Origin of the sequence: Bacillus sp. Root131 (assembly GCF_001429475.1) — a bacterium.
In the GTDB taxonomy this organism is placed as follows: Bacteria; Bacillota; Bacilli; order Bacillales; family Bacillaceae_G; genus Bacillus_A; species Bacillus_A thuringiensis_S.
On the sequence record NZ_LMJQ01000001.1, the window covers coordinates 558,442 to 578,943 of the forward strand.

Here is a 20,502-nt window from a genome sequence, read left to right on the forward strand (position 1 = left end):
CATTAAAAAGTCATAGGGGATAATGAAAATAAAAAAGCAATCCAAAATAAATTGGATTGCTTTTTATCTTAATTAAAGAACCGGAGCCATTGTTTCTTTTAATACTTGAACAGAGTGATCGAATTTTAATTCTTCTTCTTCACTTAATTCAACCTCTAAAATTTCACGAACACCGCCGCGATTTAAAACAGCAGGCACCCCGATATAAACATCTTTTTGACCATATTGACCTTCTAAGTAAGCTGATACAGTTAATACACTATTTTCGTCGTTTAAAATTGCTTTTGTAACACGTAGAAGTGACATACCGATACCATAATAAGTTGCGCCTTTACGCTCAATAATATGGTAAGCTGCATCACGGACGTTTATGAAAATTTTGTCTAAATCTTCTTGATTATACGTGTTGTCTTTTTCAAGCAGTGTTTGTAGTTTTTGGATACCAACGGAAACATGACTCCAAACAGGAAGTTCAGTATCGCCGTGTTCTCCGATAATATAAGCGTGAATGTTGTGTGGACCAATATCGAAGTACTCACCTAACATATAGCGGAAACGAGCAGAATCAAGCGTTGTACCAGAACCGATTACACGTTCTTTCGGTAAACCAGATTCTTTCCAAGTTACGTAAGTTAAAATATCTACAGGGTTTGTTGCGATTAAGAAGATGCCATCAAATCCGCTATCCATAATACTGCGAACGATTTGTTTAAAGATTTTAGCGTTTTTCTCAACTAAATCTAAACGTGTTTCGCCTGGTTTTTGTGGTAATCCAGCTGTAATAACTACAAGGTCAGCATCTTTACAATCTTCGTAGCTGCCTTTCCATACTCTAGTTGGAGCTGGTGCGAATGGAACAGCATGACTTAAATCCATTGCCTCCCCTTCAGCTTTTGCCTCATTTACATCGACTAAAACAAATTCTTCAGCTACGGCTTGGTTAATCATGCAGTAAGCATAACTACATCCAACTGCTCCTGTTCCTACTAATACAACACGGTTAATACCTTTTTTCATTTCAAAATTCCTCGCAATTTCATTGATTTTATTATGTAAGATAATACGTCTTACTTCTATAGAGTCATATCTAGTTTATTACATTTTATAAAAGATATTCAAGTATTTGAAAATGTATCCGTGCAAATCCGCGAACAAAACATAGGAATTCAGTGAACCGAATATAATTCAGTAAAATCCTTTGTAAAAGGGGAAATGGCATGGGGAACCCATTAGCAATGGAAGAAATGCTTCATATTATTCATGCAGGGCTTGTCAAAAAGAATAACCCAAAACGGATTACGATTGCAGGTGCAGGGATTTCTGGATTAGTTGCAGGTTCTTTATTAAAAGAGGCTGGGCACGAAGTAACGATTATAGAAGCAAATAACAGAATAGGTGGCAGGGTGTATACGATTCGGGAACCATTTAGTGTGGGTTTATATTTTAATGCGGGACCGATGAGAATCCCTGACACCCATAAGTTAACCTTAGCGTATATTCATAAATTTAAACTACCTTTAAACCTTTTTATAAATAAAACTTTTGCAGATATCATTTATACGAATAACATTCAAACGAGATTGAATGTGTTTGAAAATGATCCAAGTGTACTTGAATATCCGGTTTTGGATAAAGAAAGAGGAAAAACGGCAGAAGAGCTAATGATTGAGGTATTAGAACCAATACTAAATTATATTAAGAAGGATCCTGATAAAAACTGGCTTATCGTTGAAAAAAAGTATAAAACGTATTCGCTTGGTTTATTTTTAATGGAGTATTATTCAGATGGTGCAATAGATATGATTGGGGTACTTCTTGATATGGAAGCTTATATGGGAATGTCCTTAATTGAAGTATTACGTGAAATGATTTTCTTTACTTCAACGACGAAATATTATGAAATAACTGGTGGAATGGATAAGTTATCGAATGCATTCTTACCACAATTAAGAGAACATATTTTAATGCCATATAAGGTTGATAAAATTATACAAGAAGATAATAAAGTAATGTTACAAGGAAATCATGAACAAACGTTAGAGCAATTTACAATAACAAGTGATTTTGCTATTATTACAATTCCATTTTCAGCGTTAAGATTTGTAGAAGTTCAGCCATACTATTTATTCTCTTATTTTAAAAAAAGAGCAATTCGTGAATTAAATTATATTGCTGCAACTAAAATTGCAATAGAGTTTAAAAGTAGATTTTGGGAGAAAGCGGGACAGTGTGGCGGTAAATCTATTACTGATTTACCGATACGGTTTACATACTATCCGAGTTATGGCATTCATACTCCAGGACCAGCTATCGTAATAGCAAGTTATACGTGGGCAGATGAGGCGTTAACATGGGATAGTCTCCCGCAAAGAGATCGTATTCGTTACGCATTAAAAAATTTAGCGGAAATATACGGTGACATCGTCTATAGTGAGTTTGTCACTGGAACATCTTTTAGCTGGAGTAAAAATCCGTATTCTTGCGGTGCATTTACAGCTTTCGAACCAGGCCAAGAGCTCGAGTTATTTCCGTATATTACACCACCATCTGGAAAAGTACATTTTGCAGGAGAGCATACGACATTAACACATGGATGGATGCAAGGGGCAATTGAGTCTGGAGTAAGAGTTGCATATGAAGTAAATGAACAGTGAATCTCTTATATTTACAAATGGTCATTCTTTTAATAAAATGATAAATATAAATCGTAATTATTACGCTTTGAATACATTTGAAGTAAAGAAATGGATGGTCGGTTGAATGAATAAAGTGGAGATTCATATATTAGGTGGTTTTTTAGGTAGTGGAAAATCAACATTATTACAAAATTTATTGTTAGCAGAGAAAAAGAAGAATAGAAAAGTTGCAGTATTAATGAATGAAATTGGTGAATACTCGGTAGATACAGATATTATTGGAAAAGAGAATGTTTTAAGAGAACTTCTTAAAGGCTGTATTTGTTGTACGTTAAAAGAAGAGCTTGAAATACAATTACATTCGTTATACCAACAAGAAAGACCAGATGTCATTTATATAGAAACGACAGGTGTTGCGCATCCAATTGAAGTGTTAGACGCGTGTGTCTCGCCAATTTTAGCTCCTTTCCTGGAAGTGAAATCAATTGTAGTCGTTTTAGATGCAGTAAGGTGGTTAAACAAAAGTATATTAAGTGCAAATGTACAACAGCTATTGCATGAGCAACTGAAATTTGGTAGTCACATTCTTGTTAATAAAGCAGATTTACTAACAGATGAAGATAAGAACATAGTACTTGAAGAAGTAAAGACAATAAATGATCATGCGAAAATGTATGAGACAAAGTATTGTAATATATCTTTAAAAGATATAGAAGAAGCAGAATTTCCAAATGATGAGGAACATGAGACACTACACGTTAAACAGCATTTACATATACAAACGATGACGTATCAATTTACGAAACCGATTGATCAAGACAAATTATATGAATGGCTTTCGAATTTACCAGATAGTATTTATCGAGTGAAAGGCTTTGTGAAATTCCATGGAGATAAATACCCTCACCTATTCCAATATTCGTTCGGAGTACCGACTTTACTGGAACAAGATTTCGGTTTCCCAACAAACTTAGTAGTAATTGGAGAAGGAATAGATAAGAAACGATTGGCTGAAGGGTTAGAGAAAGTAGAACTTAACTCTAATTAAGGTGAAAAGACTAACTTAAAAAATAAGTTAGTCTTTTTGTATGGCCATTACTAAAATGAAACAGTATTTTCAATTGGATTGCAGAATATATATTGATTGTATGTCCGTTTCTATTACATAGGAAGGTGATTATATATTTGTGCCGAATGTAGAGGGTACTACAAGAGTTTTCCATTATCTATCGTATTAGTTAGTCATGATTACGGACAGGGGATTTTGGCGTGTTTGATTCTATCAGAAAGTAAAGTATGGGGAGGATCACAATGTCGATGAAAAAACGTAAGTGGCTAAAGACAATGTTTACTGGTTGTGTTTTAGGTTCATTATTAATAACGGCAGCTTGTTCAGGAAAGAAAACAAGTACAGAGGATGAAAAAACGATTAAGGTAGGAGTCCTTGCTTCTTTAACAGGACCGCTAGAATCGTATGGAAAACAAACAGTGAACGGATTTGAATTAGGGTTAGACTATGCAACTGGTGGGACTGGGAAAGTAGATGGGAAAAAGATTAAGTTTGTTGTAGAAGATACAGAAACGAAAGCGGATGTAGCAGTGAAGAAAGCTACGAAGTTATTAGAAGAAGAGAAAGTTGATTTTTTAGTTGGATCGTCTAGTTCAAGTGATACGTTAGCGGTTTTACCACTGGCAGAAGAATATGAAAAGATTATGGTTGTAGAACCGGCAGTTGCGGATAGTATTACCGGGAAGAACTGGAATAAATATATTTTTAGAACTGGAAGAAGTTCCTCACAAGATGCGATTGCAGGAGCAGCAGCAATTGCGAAAAAAGATGTAAAGATTGCGACATTTGCCCCAGATAACGCTTTTGGTCGTGAAGGGATTGCTGCATTTAAAGCGGGTGCGAAAAAATTAGGTGCGAACATTGTGAATGAGCAATACGCGGATACAAATTCAACAGATTTTACAGCGAATATTCAAAATATCATTAGTTCAAAACCAGATTATTTATTTATCGTTTGGGCAGGGGCAAATTCACCTTGGAAACAGTTGAAAGATATGAATGTGGAAGCGCAAGGTATTAAAATTTCTACAGGTGCGCCAGATATACCAGCATTAAAAACAATGGATGCATTAGTAGGTATGCAAGGTTTTTCTGTATATTATCACACACTTCCAAAAAATAAAGTGAATGATTGGCTAGTTGAAGAGCATAAAAAACGTTTTAATGGTGCAGTGCCAGATTTGTTTACAGCGGGAGGAATGTCAGCAGCAATTTCTATTGTAGAAGCCTTAAAGAAAACAAAAGGTGATACAGATGTAGATACCTTGATTAAGAAAATGGAAGGAATGGAATTTGATACACCAAAAGGAAAGATGAAGTTTAGAGAGAAGGATCACCAAGCGATGCAGACACTGTATTCTATCACATTGAAAAAGCAAGACGGTATTGATTATCCGGTGCCAGTGTTAGAGCGAGAATTAACGATGAAAGAAACAGAACCACCAGTTCAAAATAAATAGACTGAATTTTCTGTTGTTTTTGTATAAAGAGGGGGGCCCCTCTTTATACATATTTCTTTCATACTCACGGCTTTAAAGGGAGGGGATTTCGTGACACATTTGTTAGAGACGAAAAATCTTAGCGTATCTTTTGGTGAAGATCATGTTATTAAAGATGTAAATTTAACTGTCCAAAAAGGAAAACTCATTTCTATTATCGGGCCAAATGGTGCGGGGAAGACAACATTATTTAATTTACTAAGTGGACAGATTTCACCAACAACAGGTCAAGTGTATTTTAAAGGGCAAGATATTACAAAACTATCGATTTCAGATCGAACACGCTTAGGAATCGGTCGCTCTTTTCAACTTACAAACATATTCCCAGAATTAACAGTACTTGAAAATGTTCGTTTAAGTGTTCAATCATTCGTACAAGATTACTATAGCTTTTTCCCGAATCCAGCAAAATTTAAGCAACAAGTTGGAGAGGCGAGACGTTTCTTAAAAACAGTATTACTCCACGAGAAAGAGAACGTATTAGCGAAAGATTTGGCACATGGGGAGAAAAGAAAGCTAGAACTTGCGATGTTATTAGCTTTAAAAACGGATGTGTTATTACTTGATGAGCCGACGGCAGGTATTTCGGTTGAGGAAGTCCCTGCTATATTACAAGTGATTGAAAATATTAAGAAACATCCAGAGAGCACAATTGTACTTATCGAACACAAAATGGATATGATACTAGGTTTGTCAGATCATCTTATCGTTTTATTTCATGGAGAGTTATTGGCTGAAGGATTGCCAGAAGAAATTATAAAAGATGAGCGTGTACAAAGTGCTTATTTAGGGGGATTATATAGTGGCACTATTACAAGTGAATAATATAGAAACGTATTTAGATCAGTTTCATATTTTGCAAGGAGTATCTCTTACTGTTGAGAAAGGGACGATTACTGTACTGTTTGGTAGAAACGGGGCAGGGAAAACAACGACATTACGCTCAGTTATGGGGTTTCACCGGATTGCAGATGGTGAAATTTATTATGATAGTGCAAAAGTAAGTGGATTACCTACACATTTAATTTCAAGGAAAGGAATAGGGTATGTACCAGAAAATCAAGGTATTTTTCATGATTTGACAGTAGAAGAAACATTCGCTCTTGCTAGGGGGAAAGGTGAAGAAGTAGAAGGGAAAATAGAGTGGATGCTGGAACTATTTCCGGATTTAAAGCAGTTTTGGAATAAGAAAAGTGGGCTCTTGAGCGGAGGGCAAAAGCAAATGTTGGCTATTTCAAGAGCGTTTATTAATAGTGATGGATTATTACTTATTGATGAACCGAGCAAAGGGCTATCCCCGATAATGGTGGAGAAATTAATGGTAGCTATTTTGAAGATGAAAGAGAAAACAACAGTTTTACTTGTTGAGCAAAATTTTATGATGGCTAGTCAAATTGGCGATTATTTTTACATTATGGATAACGGACGAATTGTTCATAACGGTTTTATGAATGAATTAAAAAAGGATAAGGAAATGTGTCATAAATATTTAGGAATCTCTTAACATGAACCCGAGGTGAAAAGGATGGATGTGTTAATAAATTTATTTGTAAATGGGATTTCAACAGGGATGCTCATTTTTTTGTTAGCATCAGGTCTTTCACTTATTTTCGGTCTAATGAGCGTTTTAAACTTTGCACACGGTGGTTTATTTGCGTGGGGAGCATTTACAGGTGTTTGGTTATTTAATATGACAGGAAGTTATATATTAGCTTTAGTTGGAGCAGTAGCTATGGGAATGTTCCTAGGATTTATTTTAGAAAGGTTTCTTATTAGACCAGTATATGGAAATCATGTTCGACAGCTGCTCGTTACGCTTGGAGGAATGCTCGTTCTTAGTGAGTGTATTAAAATATTTTGGGGGCCAAACCCTATTAGTGCAAAATTACCGTTATGGTTACAAGGAAGTTTTACATCCGGAGGTATTATATTAATTAAATATCGTCTATTTGTTATTTTGATTGGGATAATTATTTACATTGCACTACTATTATTACTCAAAAAGACGAAGATAGGTCTTATGATCCGTGCTGGTGTAATGGATAAAGAAATGGTTCAAGCGCTTGGTATTAATGTAAAAGCGATATTTTCTTTCGTCTTTTTATTAGGAGCAGGGATGGCAGCTTTGGGAGGATTCTTATTAGCACCGTATTCGGGCGTTATTTTCGCCGAGATGGGCATGCAGTATGCAATTTTAGCATTTATAGTAGTAATTATCGGTGGATTAGGAAGCGTACAAGGTTCAGCTATTGCTTCTTTAATTGTCGGATTAGCTGGTGCTTTTACAGCGTATTTTATACCAGATTTATCACTTGCAATTAATATGTTAATGTTACTATTTTTCTTAATAGTGAAGCCAACTGGACTTGTTGGTGAAAAGGGGTGAAATGGTGAACAACACATCGGACCGAATTAAAGTATACTCCGGAGTATGTATGCTCATTTGTTTAAGTGTATTTCCGTTCGTAAATGATTCACGGAGCCTGTTAATTTTGTTCACTCAAATCTTCATCTTTGCTATTTTTGCAATGAGTTTTGATGTATTGCTTGGGTATACAGGAATTGTATCGTTCGGTCATTGTATGTTCTTTGGGATAGGAGCATATGGGGTAGCGCTTTTATTTGATCGACAAGGCGTATCAATAACGAACTTTTTAATTGGAATAGTAGCTGCAATTATCGTTTCAGCAATCGTTAGTTATATAATTGGTTTGCTTTCTTTACGATTGAAAAGTCATTTTTATGCAATGTTAACACTTGCTATTTCACAGTTGTTTTTCGTACTTGCTGAAAAATGGCGTGGGCTTACTCACGGAGGAGATGGTTTTACATTTGGGGTACCAGAAATATTCCGTGATCGTTTTACTTTTTATTATGTATCACTTGTATGTTTATGCTTCATTTTTATTCTATTACGTCTTTTTACAAAGTCTTCTATTGGGAAAGTATTAAAGGCAATTTCACAAAATGAACAACGTGTTGAAGCACTTGGATATAAAGTCCTCCATTATAAAATAATCGCAAGTGTAGTCGCAGGAATAGTAGCTGCAATTAGCGGTGGTTTATTTGTTATTACATTACGCTTTGTCAATACGACTGTATTTTCAATTGAAATGACACTAAATGCACTCTTAATGACAATGATTGGAGGAGTCGGAACATTAATTGGAGCTATTGCTGGATCTGGGATTATTGAATCACTAAAATATTATTTATCAGAACTAGCGACGGAATATCCGATTTTTGAAAGATGGACGATTATTCTAGGTTTATTGTATATTATCGTGCTACTTGTTTTTCCGAAAGGATTGGTTGGGACGGTTAAGAAATTGAAGGGTTTTAAAAGGAATAAGAAGGAGAAAAGTACAGAAGTGGAGCAAAACGTGTGAAAAATCAATTGTATACAAAATAAAAATCCCTCTTTTATATTCGTTAAAGAGGGATTTTTATTTTGAAAAAAGTTTGTAATCAAAGTCATTTTATTAATCAAATAGTTCATCAGGGATATGCTTTATAAAGGTTTGATTCGTAAAAAAATGAACAGCTAAATTCTCAAGGGGAACATCTTCAATTATTACTAATGTATCATTTTTAATCGGTAAAAATGCTATTCCTTTTCCATCAGCAATAAACTCTTCCATAAGCGAATAAGAATCCAACTGTTGAAGTTGTCGCTGAGATAGATTGTTTTCTTTTAGAAATTGTATTGTCTTATTCCTAAAAGGGCACTTTTTGTCATTGCTAACGAAGAAAATTTCTTTTGAATAATCAATGGTACATTTTTCTTTCGCTTTTAATAAGCCTACAGAAATTGAGGTTGTGAACACTTTTTTAAACGATGCGTCAGGATAATCCTCATAAGTTATGACCATATCAACTTTTTGTTGCTGCAGTAATTTTTGCAAATGACTACTACTTTCTACATATATTTGATAATTTCTGAAATTTACTTTAATACGCTTACTTAAATAATTTGTCAAAATAGATTGTGACGTCGCTATTATATAAGAAGAACCACTCGTTTTAATTTCATCTTTTACTTCTTCTAATAGAGTTAATATTTTATTCGTGTAATCTAATAAAATGTCACCAGCAGGTAACAAGGAAACACCTTTGTTATCTCTATGTAGTAAAGGCGTTTCTAATTCTTGTTCTAATTTTTTGATTCGCTCAGTTACGTTCGGTTGAACATATCCTAACTCTTTAGCAGCTTTACTAATAGAACCCTCACTGGCCACAGTTTTGAATATAATAAGATCATTTATTTCCATGTATCTCAGCCCCTTATGCACTATCATTATAAATGATACCAAACATAATTTATACCTATTTTACGTTAGCCGCTTATCGATTTATCATAATGTATATAAGATTGAAAGCGAGTGATAAACATGATTGGAATGCAATATAAGGTCATTCTTCCAAAGGATTATGACATGGAAATTATTAAGAAAAGGGTAAAGGATAATGGCTATAAAACTGATGGTTTCCAAGAACTAAATTTTAAAGCTTATTTAATTACGGAAACGGAGAAAGACGGGAATTTTTATAACTGCTATGCACCTTTATATATTTGGAATGGTCATGAAGGGATGAATAAATTTATCTTTGAAGGGTATTACGATAACATTTTACAATCTTTTGGATGGCAACAAATACATATAGGTGTTCCATTAGTGGTTAATCTAAGTGATGGATTTAAGAAAAGTAGATATGTTGTTGAATATGCAGGAAGTATTTCTCAAAGTAAAACGTTGATTGGGACTCAATTAAGCACGATAAATGAAGATGTACAAAACAACGAAAAGTGTTTAGGGAATGTAATCGTTTATAATCCGGATAAATGGGGATATAGTAGGTTTGAGTTTTATGAAGAGAAGCCTGAAATGGTAACAAATAAAGGTGTTACAGTATATGAGATTTTGCACATTTCACGATGAAAACTTGTTGAAATTAAATTAAGAAAAAGGAATGAAAATGTATGCCTTTTGTGAACGTTTATTATCATGAAAATATATTAAATAAAGAAGAGTTGAAAAAGATAGGTGAATGTATTCATCTGTCATTAATTGAACATTTTAACATCCCTGAAAATGATTTTTTTCAAATGTTTTTACCTTATTAACAAAATCACTTTTTATATAATCCATATTATTTATTAGAAAGAGGAGAAAAGAGAACGGAGAATATGATTTATGTTTCTATTACATGTGGACCGGAAAGAACGATAAAACAAAAAAGGAATTTATATCAGTCGATATCCTTGAAGGTTTCTAAATGCTCGGGGATAAAAAGTGCAGATATTTTTATTACGCTAAATGAGACATCTGCTGAAAATTGGTCATTTGGTCAAGGATTGGCACAATTGGTAAAAGTGAAGGGTGAGTGAAATGATGAATGAATCAATTGAATATTGTATTCAAGAGAAAATGAGAGAAAAGGCACCTGCATTTGCTCATTATAGTGAAGAGATATTGTTTGAGGAAGTGTGGCGGGATGATACTTTAACATTAAGAGAAAGAAGTTTATGTACAGTGTCGGCATTAATCAGTCTTGGTCATACAGAACAATTACTATTTCATTTGCAGTTGGCCAAACAAAATGGAATTGCAGAAAATGAAATGATTGCATTAATAACGCATATGGCTTTTTATGTTGGCTGGCCCAAAGCAGTAACAGCTTTAAATATAGCAATGAATGAAATGGAAAGTTAAGAATAACGATAAGAAAGAATTCATTAAATATGAATTCTTTCTTATCGTTATTTATGCAATACTCTAATGAAATATTTTTCACTTTTTCTCTTGCTTTTTTATCAATTGCGTAGTAAAGTGATGGTAAAATTAACGCTAGGAAGTGACAAAACATGCGTGATAATACGATAGGATCATTAATATGGTTACGTTTAATACGATTTACGAACCAAAGTAATCAAATGTCAAATGAGTTTTTAAAACGTTTTGATTTAACGACAGCTCAATTTGATGTGCTTTTGCAAATACGTACGTATCAACCACTAACACAAATGGAGTTAGCTGAAAAGGTAACTGTTACACAAGGTGGCATTTCTCGAATGTTAACTCGTCTTGAAAAAGAAGGATATATTGTACGAAAACAAGATTGGAAAACAAAAACAATTAGTCTTACAGAGCAAGGAGAAGCAGCTTTAGAGAGAGCATTGCCAGAGCAACTTGCATTTCAATCTTCGTTTTTTGATGATGTATTAAATGAAGAAGAGCAGAAAATATTATACGAGCTGATGACGAAAGTGCATAAGCATAGTGAAAAAAAAGAATTACCGCAAAAGTAATTTTTTTACAATATCAATTGACTGATCAAGTGATGTTGTAAGTAATGGAGAGATACATTTGAATTACCAACGTTTTTAGAAGAGAAACTAATATTACTTCATTAAAGGAGAGAGTAACTATGGAAAAATACCGTATAGATACAAGAAAAGGAATTGAGTTTGGATTATATTCAATTGGTGATCATGTTTTAAATCCACATAATGGGGAGAAAATTACGCCAGAGAAAAGAATTCACGAACTAATTGAAACAGCTAAGTTAGCAGATGAGGCAGGGCTTGATGTGTTTGCTGTCGGCGAAAGTCATCAAACACATTTTACAACGCAAGCTCATACAGTTATTTTAGGTGCGGTCGCGCAAGCTACGAAAAATATAAAAATTGCAAGTTCAGCAACGATATTAAGTACATCTGACCCAGTTCGAGTATATGAGGATTTCGCTACCATTGACTTGATTTCTAATGGTCGTGCTGAAATCGTAGCTGGTCGTGGATCTCGTATTGGAGGATATAGTTTACTTGGTTATGACGTGAATGATTATGAAGAATTATTTGAAGAGAAGATGGATCTTTTATTAAAAATTAATAACGAGGAACATGTAACATGGAATGGACAGTTCAGAGCACCGCTCGCACATGCATCGGTTATTCCAAGAGCGAAAAATAATAACTTACCAATTTGGCGTGCAGTTGGAGGTCCACCAGCTAGTGCAATTAAAGCAGGACGTGCAGGTGTGCCAATGATGATAACAACACTTGGTGGTCCAGCAATTAACTTTAAAGTGTCAGTAGATGCTTACCGCGAGGCTGCTCAGCAAAGTGGATTTGATCCAGCTAGTTTACCAGTTGCGACAACGAGTTTATTTTATACGGCAAAAAATTCACAAGATGCACTTAGTGAATATTATCCTCACATTAATGCTGGTATGCTTACACTGCGCGGTGGTGGGTATCCGAAACAGCAATTTACAAATGCAATAGATTACCGTGATGCTTTAATGGTTGGTAGCCCACAACAAATCATTGAGAAAATGCTTTACCAATATGAATTGTTTGGCCAACAACGCTTTATGGCACAAATTGATTTTGGCGGTGTACCATTTGATAAAATTGAGAAAAATATTGAATTAATTGCTACTGAAATATTACCAGCCGTTAGAAAACATACAGCAAAATAAATAAAAAAACTGGGAGTCTAATTGACTCTCAGTTTTTTATTTGTTATGGAAAAATGACAAAAAAATGAACTTTTAGTCGAGGGAGAGGGAAGTTGTTTTCTATTTTTGAATAACATTATTTCGAGTTTGAATTTTGAAAATACATTTTTCTCTTGACAAAAAATAAGCATTTATCGAGGGTAGTTTCGAGGACATTTTTTCGGTTGAAAGTCAAGTGTATGAAGAAAAAACGATTGTTTTATAGATATAAAAGTAAGAAGTATATTGAAAAAACACATTTTGCTAATGAAAAAAATCTGATTCAAAAAAATGACAAAAGACATATTTCAGACAAAATGATGTCAATAATACGTCAAAAATAACCTGAATTTACTATGCAGGTATATTATACAATTCGATTAACGAATAAAACACTACAGAAATAGTGAAAAGGTAAAAATTAGCATTGCAATAGTTTGAAAAACTGAAACTTCATATTTTTCGACAATACATACAAAATGTTTTTGTCTTTTCGTATTTCTTAATAATTGAGTTTGATAAGATTGCTCAATTAACTTTTATTATAAAAACTATGAAGGAAGTGATTTTAGTATGGAAACGCTCGAATTGGCACGAATACAGTTCGCATCAACAACGATTTTCCATTACTTTTTTGTTCCGCTGTCAATTGGTTTAGCTTTTATTATTGCGATCATGCAAACGTTGTATGTGGTAAAAGGGCAAGAAGTATATAAGAAGATGGCAAAGTTTTGGACGCAATTATTCCTTATTAACTTTGCAGTAGGTGTAGTAACAGGTATTTTACAAGAATTTCAGTTTGGTATGAACTGGTCAACGTATTCACGTTTTGTAGGTGATGTATTTGGTCCCTCGCTTGCAATTGAAGGATTACTGGCATTTTTCATTGAGTCTACATTCCTAGGTTTATGGGTATTCGGTGAGGATAAATTACCGAAGCGAATTCACTTAATGTGTATTTGGCTCCTTTCAATTGGAACGATGTTATCAGCATTCTGGATTTTAACTGCAAGTGCATTTATGCAGTCACCTGTCGGGTATGAAATGGCAGCTGATGGTCGTGCACAAATGAATGATTTCTTAGCCATTATTCAAAACCCACAACTATGGGTACAATTCCCGCATACAATTACAGCAGCAATTGCAACAGGTGCATTCTTTATTGCGGGTGTAAGTGCATGGAAAATTACAAAAGGACAAGAAACTGTAGTATTTAAAAAATCTTTCCGCATTTCTATCATTGTTGGAACAATTACAACGGCGCTTGTATTATTCTTCGGTCATGCACAAGCGCAACAATTAATTAAGACACATCCAATGAAGATGGCGGCAGCTGAAGCACTATGGAATACAAGTGAGGATCCAGCGCCATTTACAGTATTTTCGAAAATTGATACAGAGAAGAAAGAAAATTCGTTTGAAATTCAAATCCCTTATATGCTAAGTCTATTATCGTATGATAAGTTTAGCGGTCAAGTTGAAGGGATGAATCAAATTCAAAAACAATATGAAGAAAAATATGGACCTGGGGATTATATTCCTCCAGTGCATACAATGTTTTGGAGTTTTAGAGCGATGGTAATGAGTGGAACATTCATGCTTCTTCTAGGAGCTTACGGATGGTTCTTATCAAGAAAAGATCGTTTAGCTGAAAAAACGTGGTATTTAAAATTAATGGTGTATGCAATTTCTCTTCCATTCATCGGTAATACAGTAGGGTGGATTATGACTGAAATGGGTCGTCAACCTTGGGTTGTATTTGGTGTAATGAAAACAGAAGATGCTGTATCACCAAATGTAACATTCGGTGAAGTATTATTCTCACTTATTTCATTCACATCAATGTATTTAATTATGGGTGGAATTTGTGTGTACTTATTTGTTCGTACCATTAAGGGCCACACGAATAAGAAAACGAAAAAGGATTATCAAAGCCATGATCCATTTGATAAGGAGGAAGAGTATGTTATCTCTTAATGAGTTATGGTTTTTAGTTATTGCAATCTTATTTGTTGGATTCTTCGTACTGGAAGGTTTCGACTTTGGGGTAGGAATGGTTTCGAGGTTTTTAGGAAAGAATGATTTTGAAAAACGAGTTTACTTAAATACAATAGGACCGTTCTGGCACGCGAATGAAGTATGGCTTGTTTGTGCTGGTGGAGCCATGTTTGCGGCATTTCCGCACTGGTATGCAACTTTATTTAGTGGTTTTTATATTCCGTTTGTATTTATGCTTCTTGCTTTAATTTTAAGAGGTGTTTCCTTTAAATTTCGTGCGAAAATAGATAATCATAAATGGAAGAGTGCGTGGGATTGGGGGATGTTTATTGGAAGTATGTTACCTCCTATCCTTTGGGGAGTTGCGATTGCAAACTTTATGGTAGGTGTACCTATTGATGAGAGTAAAAATGTTGTAGGTGGATTCCTGCAATTACTTCATCCATTTGCGTTACTTGGGGGAGTAATGTTTCTCCTACTATGTATTGTTCACGGATTACAATTTCTTACGATACGTACAACTGGTAAATTGAGAGAACGTGCACGAATTGCTGCAATAAAAATTGCACCATTTTCATTAATTACACTTCTTGTTTTTGCTGGTGTGGGGTTATGGAAAACCGACATTTTCACTGCTCATGGAACAGAATGGATTATGGTACCAATCGGAGCTTTTGTAGCACTATTAGTGTCCACTTTATTAAATAAAAGAAGAAGAGATGGTTGGGCTTTCTTTATGACGAGTTTAACAATCATTTTACTAAGTGCGAGTGTATTTATCGGTATGTTCCCACGTGTTATGATTAGCTCTTTAGGAGCAATGAATGATTTGACAATTTACAACGCAGCATCAGGAGCTTATGCATTAAAACTTATGACTTACTTTGCGATTGCTATTTTGCCTTTCGTTATCGGAAGTCAAATATGGAGTTATTATGTATTTAGACAACCTGTTAAGTCAGACAACGATTTGGAGTACTAATGAAAAGAAAAAGAGGACTTCCGTCTTATCCCGGTAGCCGTATTTTATATGTAGCGTTAACGATTATTAGTATTTTAGAAGCTTTTAGTATTATTGCGCAAACAATCTTTTTAGCACGAGCTATTACGTTTTTATTTCATGGAGAGACAGTACAAACAATATTAAGTGAAATTGTTTATTTTGGTATCGCGTTTGCAGCGCGTCACATAGTAGTTCGAACATCACAAATATTAGTGGAACGTTTTGCCGAAAAAACAGGGTCGTTACTAAGAAAACAATTGATACAGGCATATTTCACATTAGGTCCAAGGTATGTTCAAACGGTTGGAACTGGTCATCTGGTTACCTTATCAATTGAGGGGATTGAGAAATTTAAAACATATATTGAATTAACGATTCCTAAAATGATTAGAAGCAGTATCGTTCCAGGTCTAATTGTACTATATGTTTTTACGCTAGATATTGAGTCTGGAATCATTTTAGTTGTAACGATTCCTATCGTGATCATATTTATGATTCTTCTCGGATTAGCAGCGCAAAAAATGGCAGATAGTCAGTATGAGATATATCGTGTACTTTCGAACCATTTTGTAGATACGTTAAAAGGTTTAGAAACATTAAAGTATTTAGGGAAAAGTGAACAGCACGAAGGAAAGATTGAAAAAGTAAGTAAAAGATATAGAAAAGCAACGATGCGTACTTTGCGAGTTGCTTTTCTTTCTTCTTTTGCATTAGATTTCTTTACGAGTTTATCAATCGCGTTTGTGGCAGTTGGATTAGGGATACGCTTAATAGATGGAACGATTATACTATTACCAGCCCTTACAATTTTGATTTTAGCTCCGGAATATTTTCTGCCGATTAAACAAGTGGGAGCAAATTATCATGCGACATTAGATGGACAAATTGCGATGGAGCAAATAGAAGAGATTTTGCAACAACAAAAAGGAATAGAAAAGAAAGATTTAAATGAAGATATAGTATGGAATGCCTCTAGTAGCTTGAAATTACAAGATATCAAAGTTAATAATACTGAATCTGAGAAGGCTATATTAGAAAGGATTAATTTTACTTGGGAAGGTAACGGTGCTATTGGTGTTATTGGTGAAAGTGGTGCGGGGAAATCGACGTTAATCGACGTATTAGCCGGGTTTTTATCTCCTTCGAGTGGAAAGATGTTAGTAAATGGTCTAGAAGTTGATGGATCTACTCGTGAAGATTGGCAAAAAAATATTGCTTACATTCCGCAGCAACCTTATATTTTTCCGCTTTCATTAAAGGATAACATTCGTTTTTATGAAACAAAAGCAACAGATGAAGAAGTTGAAAGAGTTATTAATGAAGTCGGCCTTCGTTCACTCGTTACATCACTTCCAAATGGGATGCACGAAAGAATTGGGGAAGGTGGACGTATGCTAAGTGGCGGACAAGAACAGCGTGTTGCTATGGCGCGTGCACTTTTAAGTAAAAAACCAATCATTTTATTAGATGAGCCTACGGCACATCTTGATATTGAAACCGAATTTGAAATAAAGCAAGCGATGTTACGTCTATTTAATGGAAAGTTAGTATTTTTAGCAACTCACCGTCTACATTGGATGAAACAAATGGACCATATCCTTATTTTAAATAAAGGGGAAATGAAAGAAAGTGGGACGTATGAAGAACTTTTAGAGAGTGAGACATTACATTTTCATAGGGAAGAGAGGGGAGAGAAATGAGTAACTGGGTTAAACCTTATATAAAACAAAATAAAGGTAGAATGACTTTAACTATTTTCCTTGGTCTTCTTGGAGTTAGTTCAGGAGCGATGTTACTTTTTATTTCAGGTTATTTAATCTCAAAATCTGCCCTTAGACCAGAAAATGTAATGGCTGTATATGTTCCTATTGTTGCAACAAGAGCGTTTAGTATAGGGCAAGCTGTGTTTCATTATATAGAGCGCTTAGTCGGACATGATGTCGTACTACGTATATTAGAAAAAATGAGAACGAAGCTATATAGAATAGTAGAACCACAGGCGTTATTTTTCCGTTCTCGATTTCAAACGGGTGATATGTTAGGAGTGTTATCCGAAGATATAGAGCATTTGCAAAACCTATATTTACGTACAATATTTCCTAGTATATTAGCGCTAGTTGTTTATAGTATCTTCGTACTTGTTATCGGTGCATTTGACCTTGTGTTTGCACTTATTGTAGGTTGTATGTTAGCTATTATCGTGTTTCTTCTTCCATTTGTATCATTACTTTTGATGAAGAAACACCATGTTACTTTAAAGCAAGGCAGAAGCCGTTTGTATCAACAACTGACGGATGCTGTTTTTGGATTATCTGATTGGCAGGCAAGTGGTCGTAAAGGTGAATTTATTAATGAGTATGTAAAACAAAATGATCAGTTGTTAAAAATCGAAAAGAGAGTGAAACGCTGGTATCATATTCGGGACAGTATCATTCAATCAGTAGTAGGTATTGTAGTTATTTCGATGATTATATGGACTGGAAATGAAGCGGCAAGTGAGCAAATTGCTCCTACAGTTATCGCAGCTTTCGTATTAATGACTTTATCTGTAACGAATGCGCTTATTCCTATTGCAGATGCCATCGATCGAATCCCGTCGTATGTAGAATCTACCCATCGTCTTAATGGCGTAGAAAGTGATATTGTTTTACATGATAAAATGGATTTGTATGGAGATAATGATTACGTTGAACCAAGACATGTAGATATTGAACTGAATCACGTATCGTATAGTTATCCAGATAGTAATGAGATTGTATTAAAAGACGTATCATTACAAATAAAAGCAGGGAAGAAAATTGCTATTTTAGGCAGAAGTGGGACAGGGAAATCTACTTTACTAAAATTGTTAACAGGGGCGTTAAGCCCAGTAAACGGCCAAGTTGTATTGAATGGTGAACGAGCTCATACGAATCTTTTATCTAAATATATTTCTGTATTAAATCAAAAGCCCCATTTGTTTGATACGACAATTGGAAATAATGTACGAATTGGCAAACCAGAGGCGACGGATGAAGAGATATGGAAAGCTTTAGAGAAAGCACAATTAGCTTCACATATTACTTCTCTTCCGGACGGATTACAAACAAAAATGCATGAAATGGGAAAGCGGTTTTCTGGTGGTGAAAGACAAAGGGTTGCTTTTGCTAGAACTCTTATGCAAGAAACACCCATCATTGTACTTGATGAACCGACTATCGGTTTAGATCCGAAAACAGAATTGTCTTTAATTGAAACAATGTTTTCTGCAACGGAAGAAAAGACGGTTATTTGGATTACGCACCATCTTGTAGGAATAGAACATGTAGACGAAGTTATATTCCTTGATCGTGGCCAAATTGTCATGCAAGGTAGTCATAAACAACTTCTGAAAGAAAATGAAAAGTATCGTAAACTTTATGAGTTAGATAAAGGAATATGATTTGAATAAGCAATAATTGTAAAAATAGCTACGCCTAATGGTGGAGCTATTTTTTTGTTAGATTGCAGGTGTATATGATTGTTACGAATTAAAAATGAATTTCATATTATACATATAATGGAGGGGATGTACATGAAGGAGCAGTATAAAATCATTGTTTTAAGTGATGAATTATCCGGGGAGAGGATTCGAAATACATTAGACAAAAATAAATGTAAAACAATAGTTCATGTTGTAGACGTTTCAGATGTTGTTCGAATAGAAAATTCTTTTCAATATATAGTCATTTGGAGAGTGGAAGCAGAAAAACTTACAAATGACTTGATAAATAGGGGTGTGCAAAGTTCAAAAATTATTAATTTAACAAAATACATGTATGAATGGAAGGATAAATTAATTTCTATCTATCAAATAAATCCAGAGCTTATGTCTTTATACATTTCTATGAAAAAAGCAAAGAGTGATCCGACGTATGAATTGTTTGCTACCGGTTTGTCTTATCCACATTGTGGCATAAGTACGGAGCTCCTCTCAAAAAAGTCAATAAAATTAACACTTCCATCGCAAGATCTATACTATGATTATTTAATAGCGTCACAACTTCTATCAAACACTCATTCATTTCAATATTGTTTAATAGGAATAGCCTATTTTTCATTTTTCTTTGATATGTCGTTATCATCTGAATCATATAGAATTCACAAAGTATATTATCCATTGTTTCAAGATGGTCATCATACTGTAGTTCATTCTCCTCTACCCACTGATGGATTCTCACATCTAAATACTCCGAAACCACTTCTTTCTATTTTTAATTTGCATTTTGAATATATTTTATTAGATGAACTAAAAGATGAATCATTGGTACTGCCTTGGATAAATGCTGAATGGAATACTACTCCTCTTTACATTCCTTTTGAAGAACACGGGAAAATAAGAGCAGCTTCACACGCTAAATTGGCGTATCCTCATACTTTAGTTGAAAATAAAATGATTTTTAAGAAATATTTAGAATTACTATTAAAAAACGATATAAAGCCATTAATTGTTGTATTCCCTGTTACTTCACATTATTTCAATTGTAGTAGTAAGAAATTAAAAGAAGATTTTTATAAAGTTATAAATGAGTTTCAAACTCAATATTCTTTTCAAATCATAGATCTATTTGATTCGCCATTATTTTGTGAGGATGATTTTTATGATAGTGATCATATGAATAAAAAAGGTGCAAATAAAATGTCCGCGTTATTAAATATGTTTATTCAGGAACGAAAAGTATGATATTTTGTTTCATGTTTGCATAAAAGTATATAGGCTCCATACAGTTAAAGTAATGTGATTTTTGTGTCGCGTATATAAATAATATGCGAAGA

General features: G+C 34.3%; 18 protein-coding genes and 1 pseudogene. 17 read left to right on the forward strand and 2 right to left on the reverse strand.

Annotated features, from left to right (window positions below):
- Positions 1–72 precede the first annotated feature (72 nt).
- The gene (locus ASE54_RS02850; protein ID WP_000715322.1) at positions 73–1,017 is read right to left on the reverse strand and encodes an L-lactate dehydrogenase; all 945 of its coding nucleotides are present in this window, start codon (positions 1,015–1,017) and stop codon (positions 73–75) included.
- A gap of 200 nt (positions 1,018–1,217) precedes the next feature.
- Here ASE54_RS02850 and ASE54_RS02855 point away from each other — a divergent pair, with 200 nt between their 5' ends.
- The 7 genes from ASE54_RS02855 to ASE54_RS02885 all read left to right on the forward strand — a co-directional run bounded on the left by ASE54_RS02855 (position 1,218) and on the right by ASE54_RS02885 (position 8,593).
- Positions 1,218–2,654: a flavin monoamine oxidase family protein gene (locus ASE54_RS02855; protein ID WP_000527999.1), complete on the forward strand. Its 1,437-nt coding sequence runs from the start codon at positions 1,218–1,220 to the stop codon at positions 2,652–2,654.
- A gap of 106 nt (positions 2,655–2,760) precedes the next feature.
- Positions 2,761–3,684 (forward strand): GTP-binding protein, encoded by a 924-nt coding sequence (locus tag ASE54_RS02860; RefSeq protein ID WP_001044926.1) that lies wholly within the window; start codon positions 2,761–2,763, stop codon positions 3,682–3,684.
- A 263-nt stretch (positions 3,685–3,947) separates the two neighbouring features.
- The gene (locus ASE54_RS02865) at positions 3,948–5,165 is read left to right on the forward strand and encodes a substrate-binding domain-containing protein (protein ID WP_000061995.1); all 1,218 of its coding nucleotides are present in this window, start codon (positions 3,948–3,950) and stop codon (positions 5,163–5,165) included.
- Between the two features lie 90 nt (positions 5,166–5,255).
- Positions 5,256–6,029 carry an ABC transporter ATP-binding protein gene (locus ASE54_RS02870; RefSeq protein WP_000149311.1) on the forward strand — a complete coding sequence of 258 codons (774 nt, stop codon included), beginning with the start codon at positions 5,256–5,258 and terminating at the stop codon, positions 6,027–6,029.
- The gene (locus ASE54_RS02875; RefSeq protein ID WP_001196709.1) at positions 6,007–6,708 is read left to right on the forward strand and encodes an ABC transporter ATP-binding protein; all 702 of its coding nucleotides are present in this window, start codon (positions 6,007–6,009) and stop codon (positions 6,706–6,708) included. Before ASE54_RS02870 ends, ASE54_RS02875 begins: the two co-directional genes overlap by 23 nt.
- Before the next feature lie 21 nt (positions 6,709–6,729).
- A complete protein-coding gene (locus ASE54_RS02880; protein ID WP_000382788.1) occupies positions 6,730–7,590 on the forward strand; it encodes a branched-chain amino acid ABC transporter permease in 861 nt (286 codons plus the stop codon).
- Between the two features lie 49 nt (positions 7,591–7,639).
- Positions 7,640–8,593 carry a branched-chain amino acid ABC transporter permease gene (locus tag ASE54_RS02885; protein WP_025989010.1) on the forward strand — a complete coding sequence of 318 codons (954 nt, stop codon included), beginning with the start codon at positions 7,640–7,642 and terminating at the stop codon, positions 8,591–8,593.
- 93 nt (positions 8,594–8,686) lie between these two features.
- On the opposite strand, the gene ASE54_RS02890 is transcribed toward ASE54_RS02885, so the two are convergent.
- Positions 8,687–9,475, reverse strand: coding sequence for a LysR family transcriptional regulator (locus ASE54_RS02890; protein WP_000404994.1), 789 nt, complete (start codon positions 9,473–9,475; stop codon positions 8,687–8,689).
- 120 nt (positions 9,476–9,595) lie between these two features.
- Between ASE54_RS02890 and ASE54_RS02895 the strand changes: the two genes are divergently transcribed.
- The 10 genes and pseudogenes from ASE54_RS02895 (at position 9,596) to ASE54_RS02940 (ending at position 20,410) form a co-directional block, all read left to right on the forward strand.
- Complete coding sequence (locus tag ASE54_RS02895; RefSeq protein ID WP_000579907.1) at positions 9,596–10,144, forward strand: DUF4865 family protein; 549 nt, start codon at positions 9,596–9,598, stop codon at positions 10,142–10,144.
- 41 nt (positions 10,145–10,185) lie between these two features.
- Positions 10,186–10,593, forward strand: a pseudogene (locus ASE54_RS35600) (tautomerase family protein).
- Position 10,594: 1 nt separating this feature from the next.
- Positions 10,595–10,918 (forward strand): carboxymuconolactone decarboxylase family protein, encoded by a 324-nt coding sequence (locus ASE54_RS02905; protein WP_000980842.1) that lies wholly within the window; start codon positions 10,595–10,597, stop codon positions 10,916–10,918.
- Between the two features lie 152 nt (positions 10,919–11,070).
- Positions 11,071–11,514, forward strand: a complete 444-nt coding sequence (locus tag ASE54_RS02910; protein ID WP_001205524.1) for a MarR family transcriptional regulator — start codon at positions 11,071–11,073, stop codon at positions 11,512–11,514.
- 119 nt (positions 11,515–11,633) lie between these two features.
- Positions 11,634–12,689 (forward strand): LLM class flavin-dependent oxidoreductase, encoded by a 1,056-nt coding sequence (locus ASE54_RS02915; RefSeq protein WP_000417550.1) that lies wholly within the window; start codon positions 11,634–11,636, stop codon positions 12,687–12,689.
- Positions 12,690–13,280: 591 nt separating this feature from the next.
- Positions 13,281–14,684, forward strand: coding sequence for a cytochrome ubiquinol oxidase subunit I (gene cydA / locus ASE54_RS02920; RefSeq protein ID WP_000448870.1), 1,404 nt, complete (start codon positions 13,281–13,283; stop codon positions 14,682–14,684).
- Positions 14,671–15,687, forward strand: coding sequence for a cytochrome d ubiquinol oxidase subunit II (gene cydB, locus ASE54_RS02925; protein WP_000950083.1), 1,017 nt, complete (start codon positions 14,671–14,673; stop codon positions 15,685–15,687). The genes cydA and cydB overlap by 14 nt, the downstream gene beginning before the upstream one ends.
- Positions 15,687–17,408, forward strand: coding sequence for a thiol reductant ABC exporter subunit CydD (gene cydD / locus ASE54_RS02930; RefSeq protein WP_000824023.1), 1,722 nt, complete (start codon positions 15,687–15,689; stop codon positions 17,406–17,408). Before cydB ends, cydD begins: the two co-directional genes overlap by 1 nt.
- On the forward strand, positions 17,405–19,129 hold the full coding sequence (gene cydC / locus ASE54_RS02935; RefSeq protein ID WP_000073640.1) for a thiol reductant ABC exporter subunit CydC: 1,725 nt from the start codon (positions 17,405–17,407) through the stop codon (positions 19,127–19,129). Before cydD ends, cydC begins: the two co-directional genes overlap by 4 nt.
- A gap of 132 nt (positions 19,130–19,261) precedes the next feature.
- The gene (locus tag ASE54_RS02940) at positions 19,262–20,410 is read left to right on the forward strand and encodes a hypothetical protein (protein ID WP_000664257.1); all 1,149 of its coding nucleotides are present in this window, start codon (positions 19,262–19,264) and stop codon (positions 20,408–20,410) included.
- The last annotated feature ends 92 nt before the right edge of the window (positions 20,411–20,502 follow it).

Coding starts and splice junctions, on each gene's coding strand:
- ASE54_RS02850 (WP_000715322.1), bottom strand. CDS start 1,017: ATGAAAAAAGGTATTAACCGTGTTGTATTAGTAGGAACAGGAGCAGTT.
- ASE54_RS02855 (WP_000527999.1), top strand. CDS start 1,218: ATGGGGAACCCATTAGCAATGGAAGAAATGCTTCATATTATTCATGCA.
- ASE54_RS02860 (WP_001044926.1), top strand. CDS start 2,761: ATGAATAAAGTGGAGATTCATATATTAGGTGGTTTTTTAGGTAGTGGA.
- ASE54_RS02865 (WP_000061995.1), top strand. CDS start 3,948: ATGTCGATGAAAAAACGTAAGTGGCTAAAGACAATGTTTACTGGTTGT.
- ASE54_RS02880 (WP_000382788.1), top strand. CDS start 6,730: ATGGATGTGTTAATAAATTTATTTGTAAATGGGATTTCAACAGGGATG.
- ASE54_RS02885 (WP_025989010.1), top strand. CDS start 7,640: ATGCTCATTTGTTTAAGTGTATTTCCGTTCGTAAATGATTCACGGAGC.
- ASE54_RS02890 (WP_000404994.1), bottom strand. CDS start 9,475: ATGGAAATAAATGATCTTATTATATTCAAAACTGTGGCCAGTGAGGGT.
- ASE54_RS02895 (WP_000579907.1), top strand. CDS start 9,596: ATGATTGGAATGCAATATAAGGTCATTCTTCCAAAGGATTATGACATG.
- ASE54_RS02905 (WP_000980842.1), top strand. CDS start 10,595: ATGATGAATGAATCAATTGAATATTGTATTCAAGAGAAAATGAGAGAA.
- ASE54_RS02910 (WP_001205524.1), top strand. CDS start 11,071: ATGCGTGATAATACGATAGGATCATTAATATGGTTACGTTTAATACGA.
- ASE54_RS02915 (WP_000417550.1), top strand. CDS start 11,634: ATGGAAAAATACCGTATAGATACAAGAAAAGGAATTGAGTTTGGATTA.
- cydA (WP_000448870.1), top strand. CDS start 13,281: ATGGAAACGCTCGAATTGGCACGAATACAGTTCGCATCAACAACGATT.
- cydB (WP_000950083.1), top strand. CDS start 14,671: ATGTTATCTCTTAATGAGTTATGGTTTTTAGTTATTGCAATCTTATTT.
- cydD (WP_000824023.1), top strand. CDS start 15,687: ATGAAAAGAAAAAGAGGACTTCCGTCTTATCCCGGTAGCCGTATTTTA.
- cydC (WP_000073640.1), top strand. CDS start 17,405: ATGAGTAACTGGGTTAAACCTTATATAAAACAAAATAAAGGTAGAATG.
- ASE54_RS02940 (WP_000664257.1), top strand. CDS start 19,262: ATGAAGGAGCAGTATAAAATCATTGTTTTAAGTGATGAATTATCCGGG.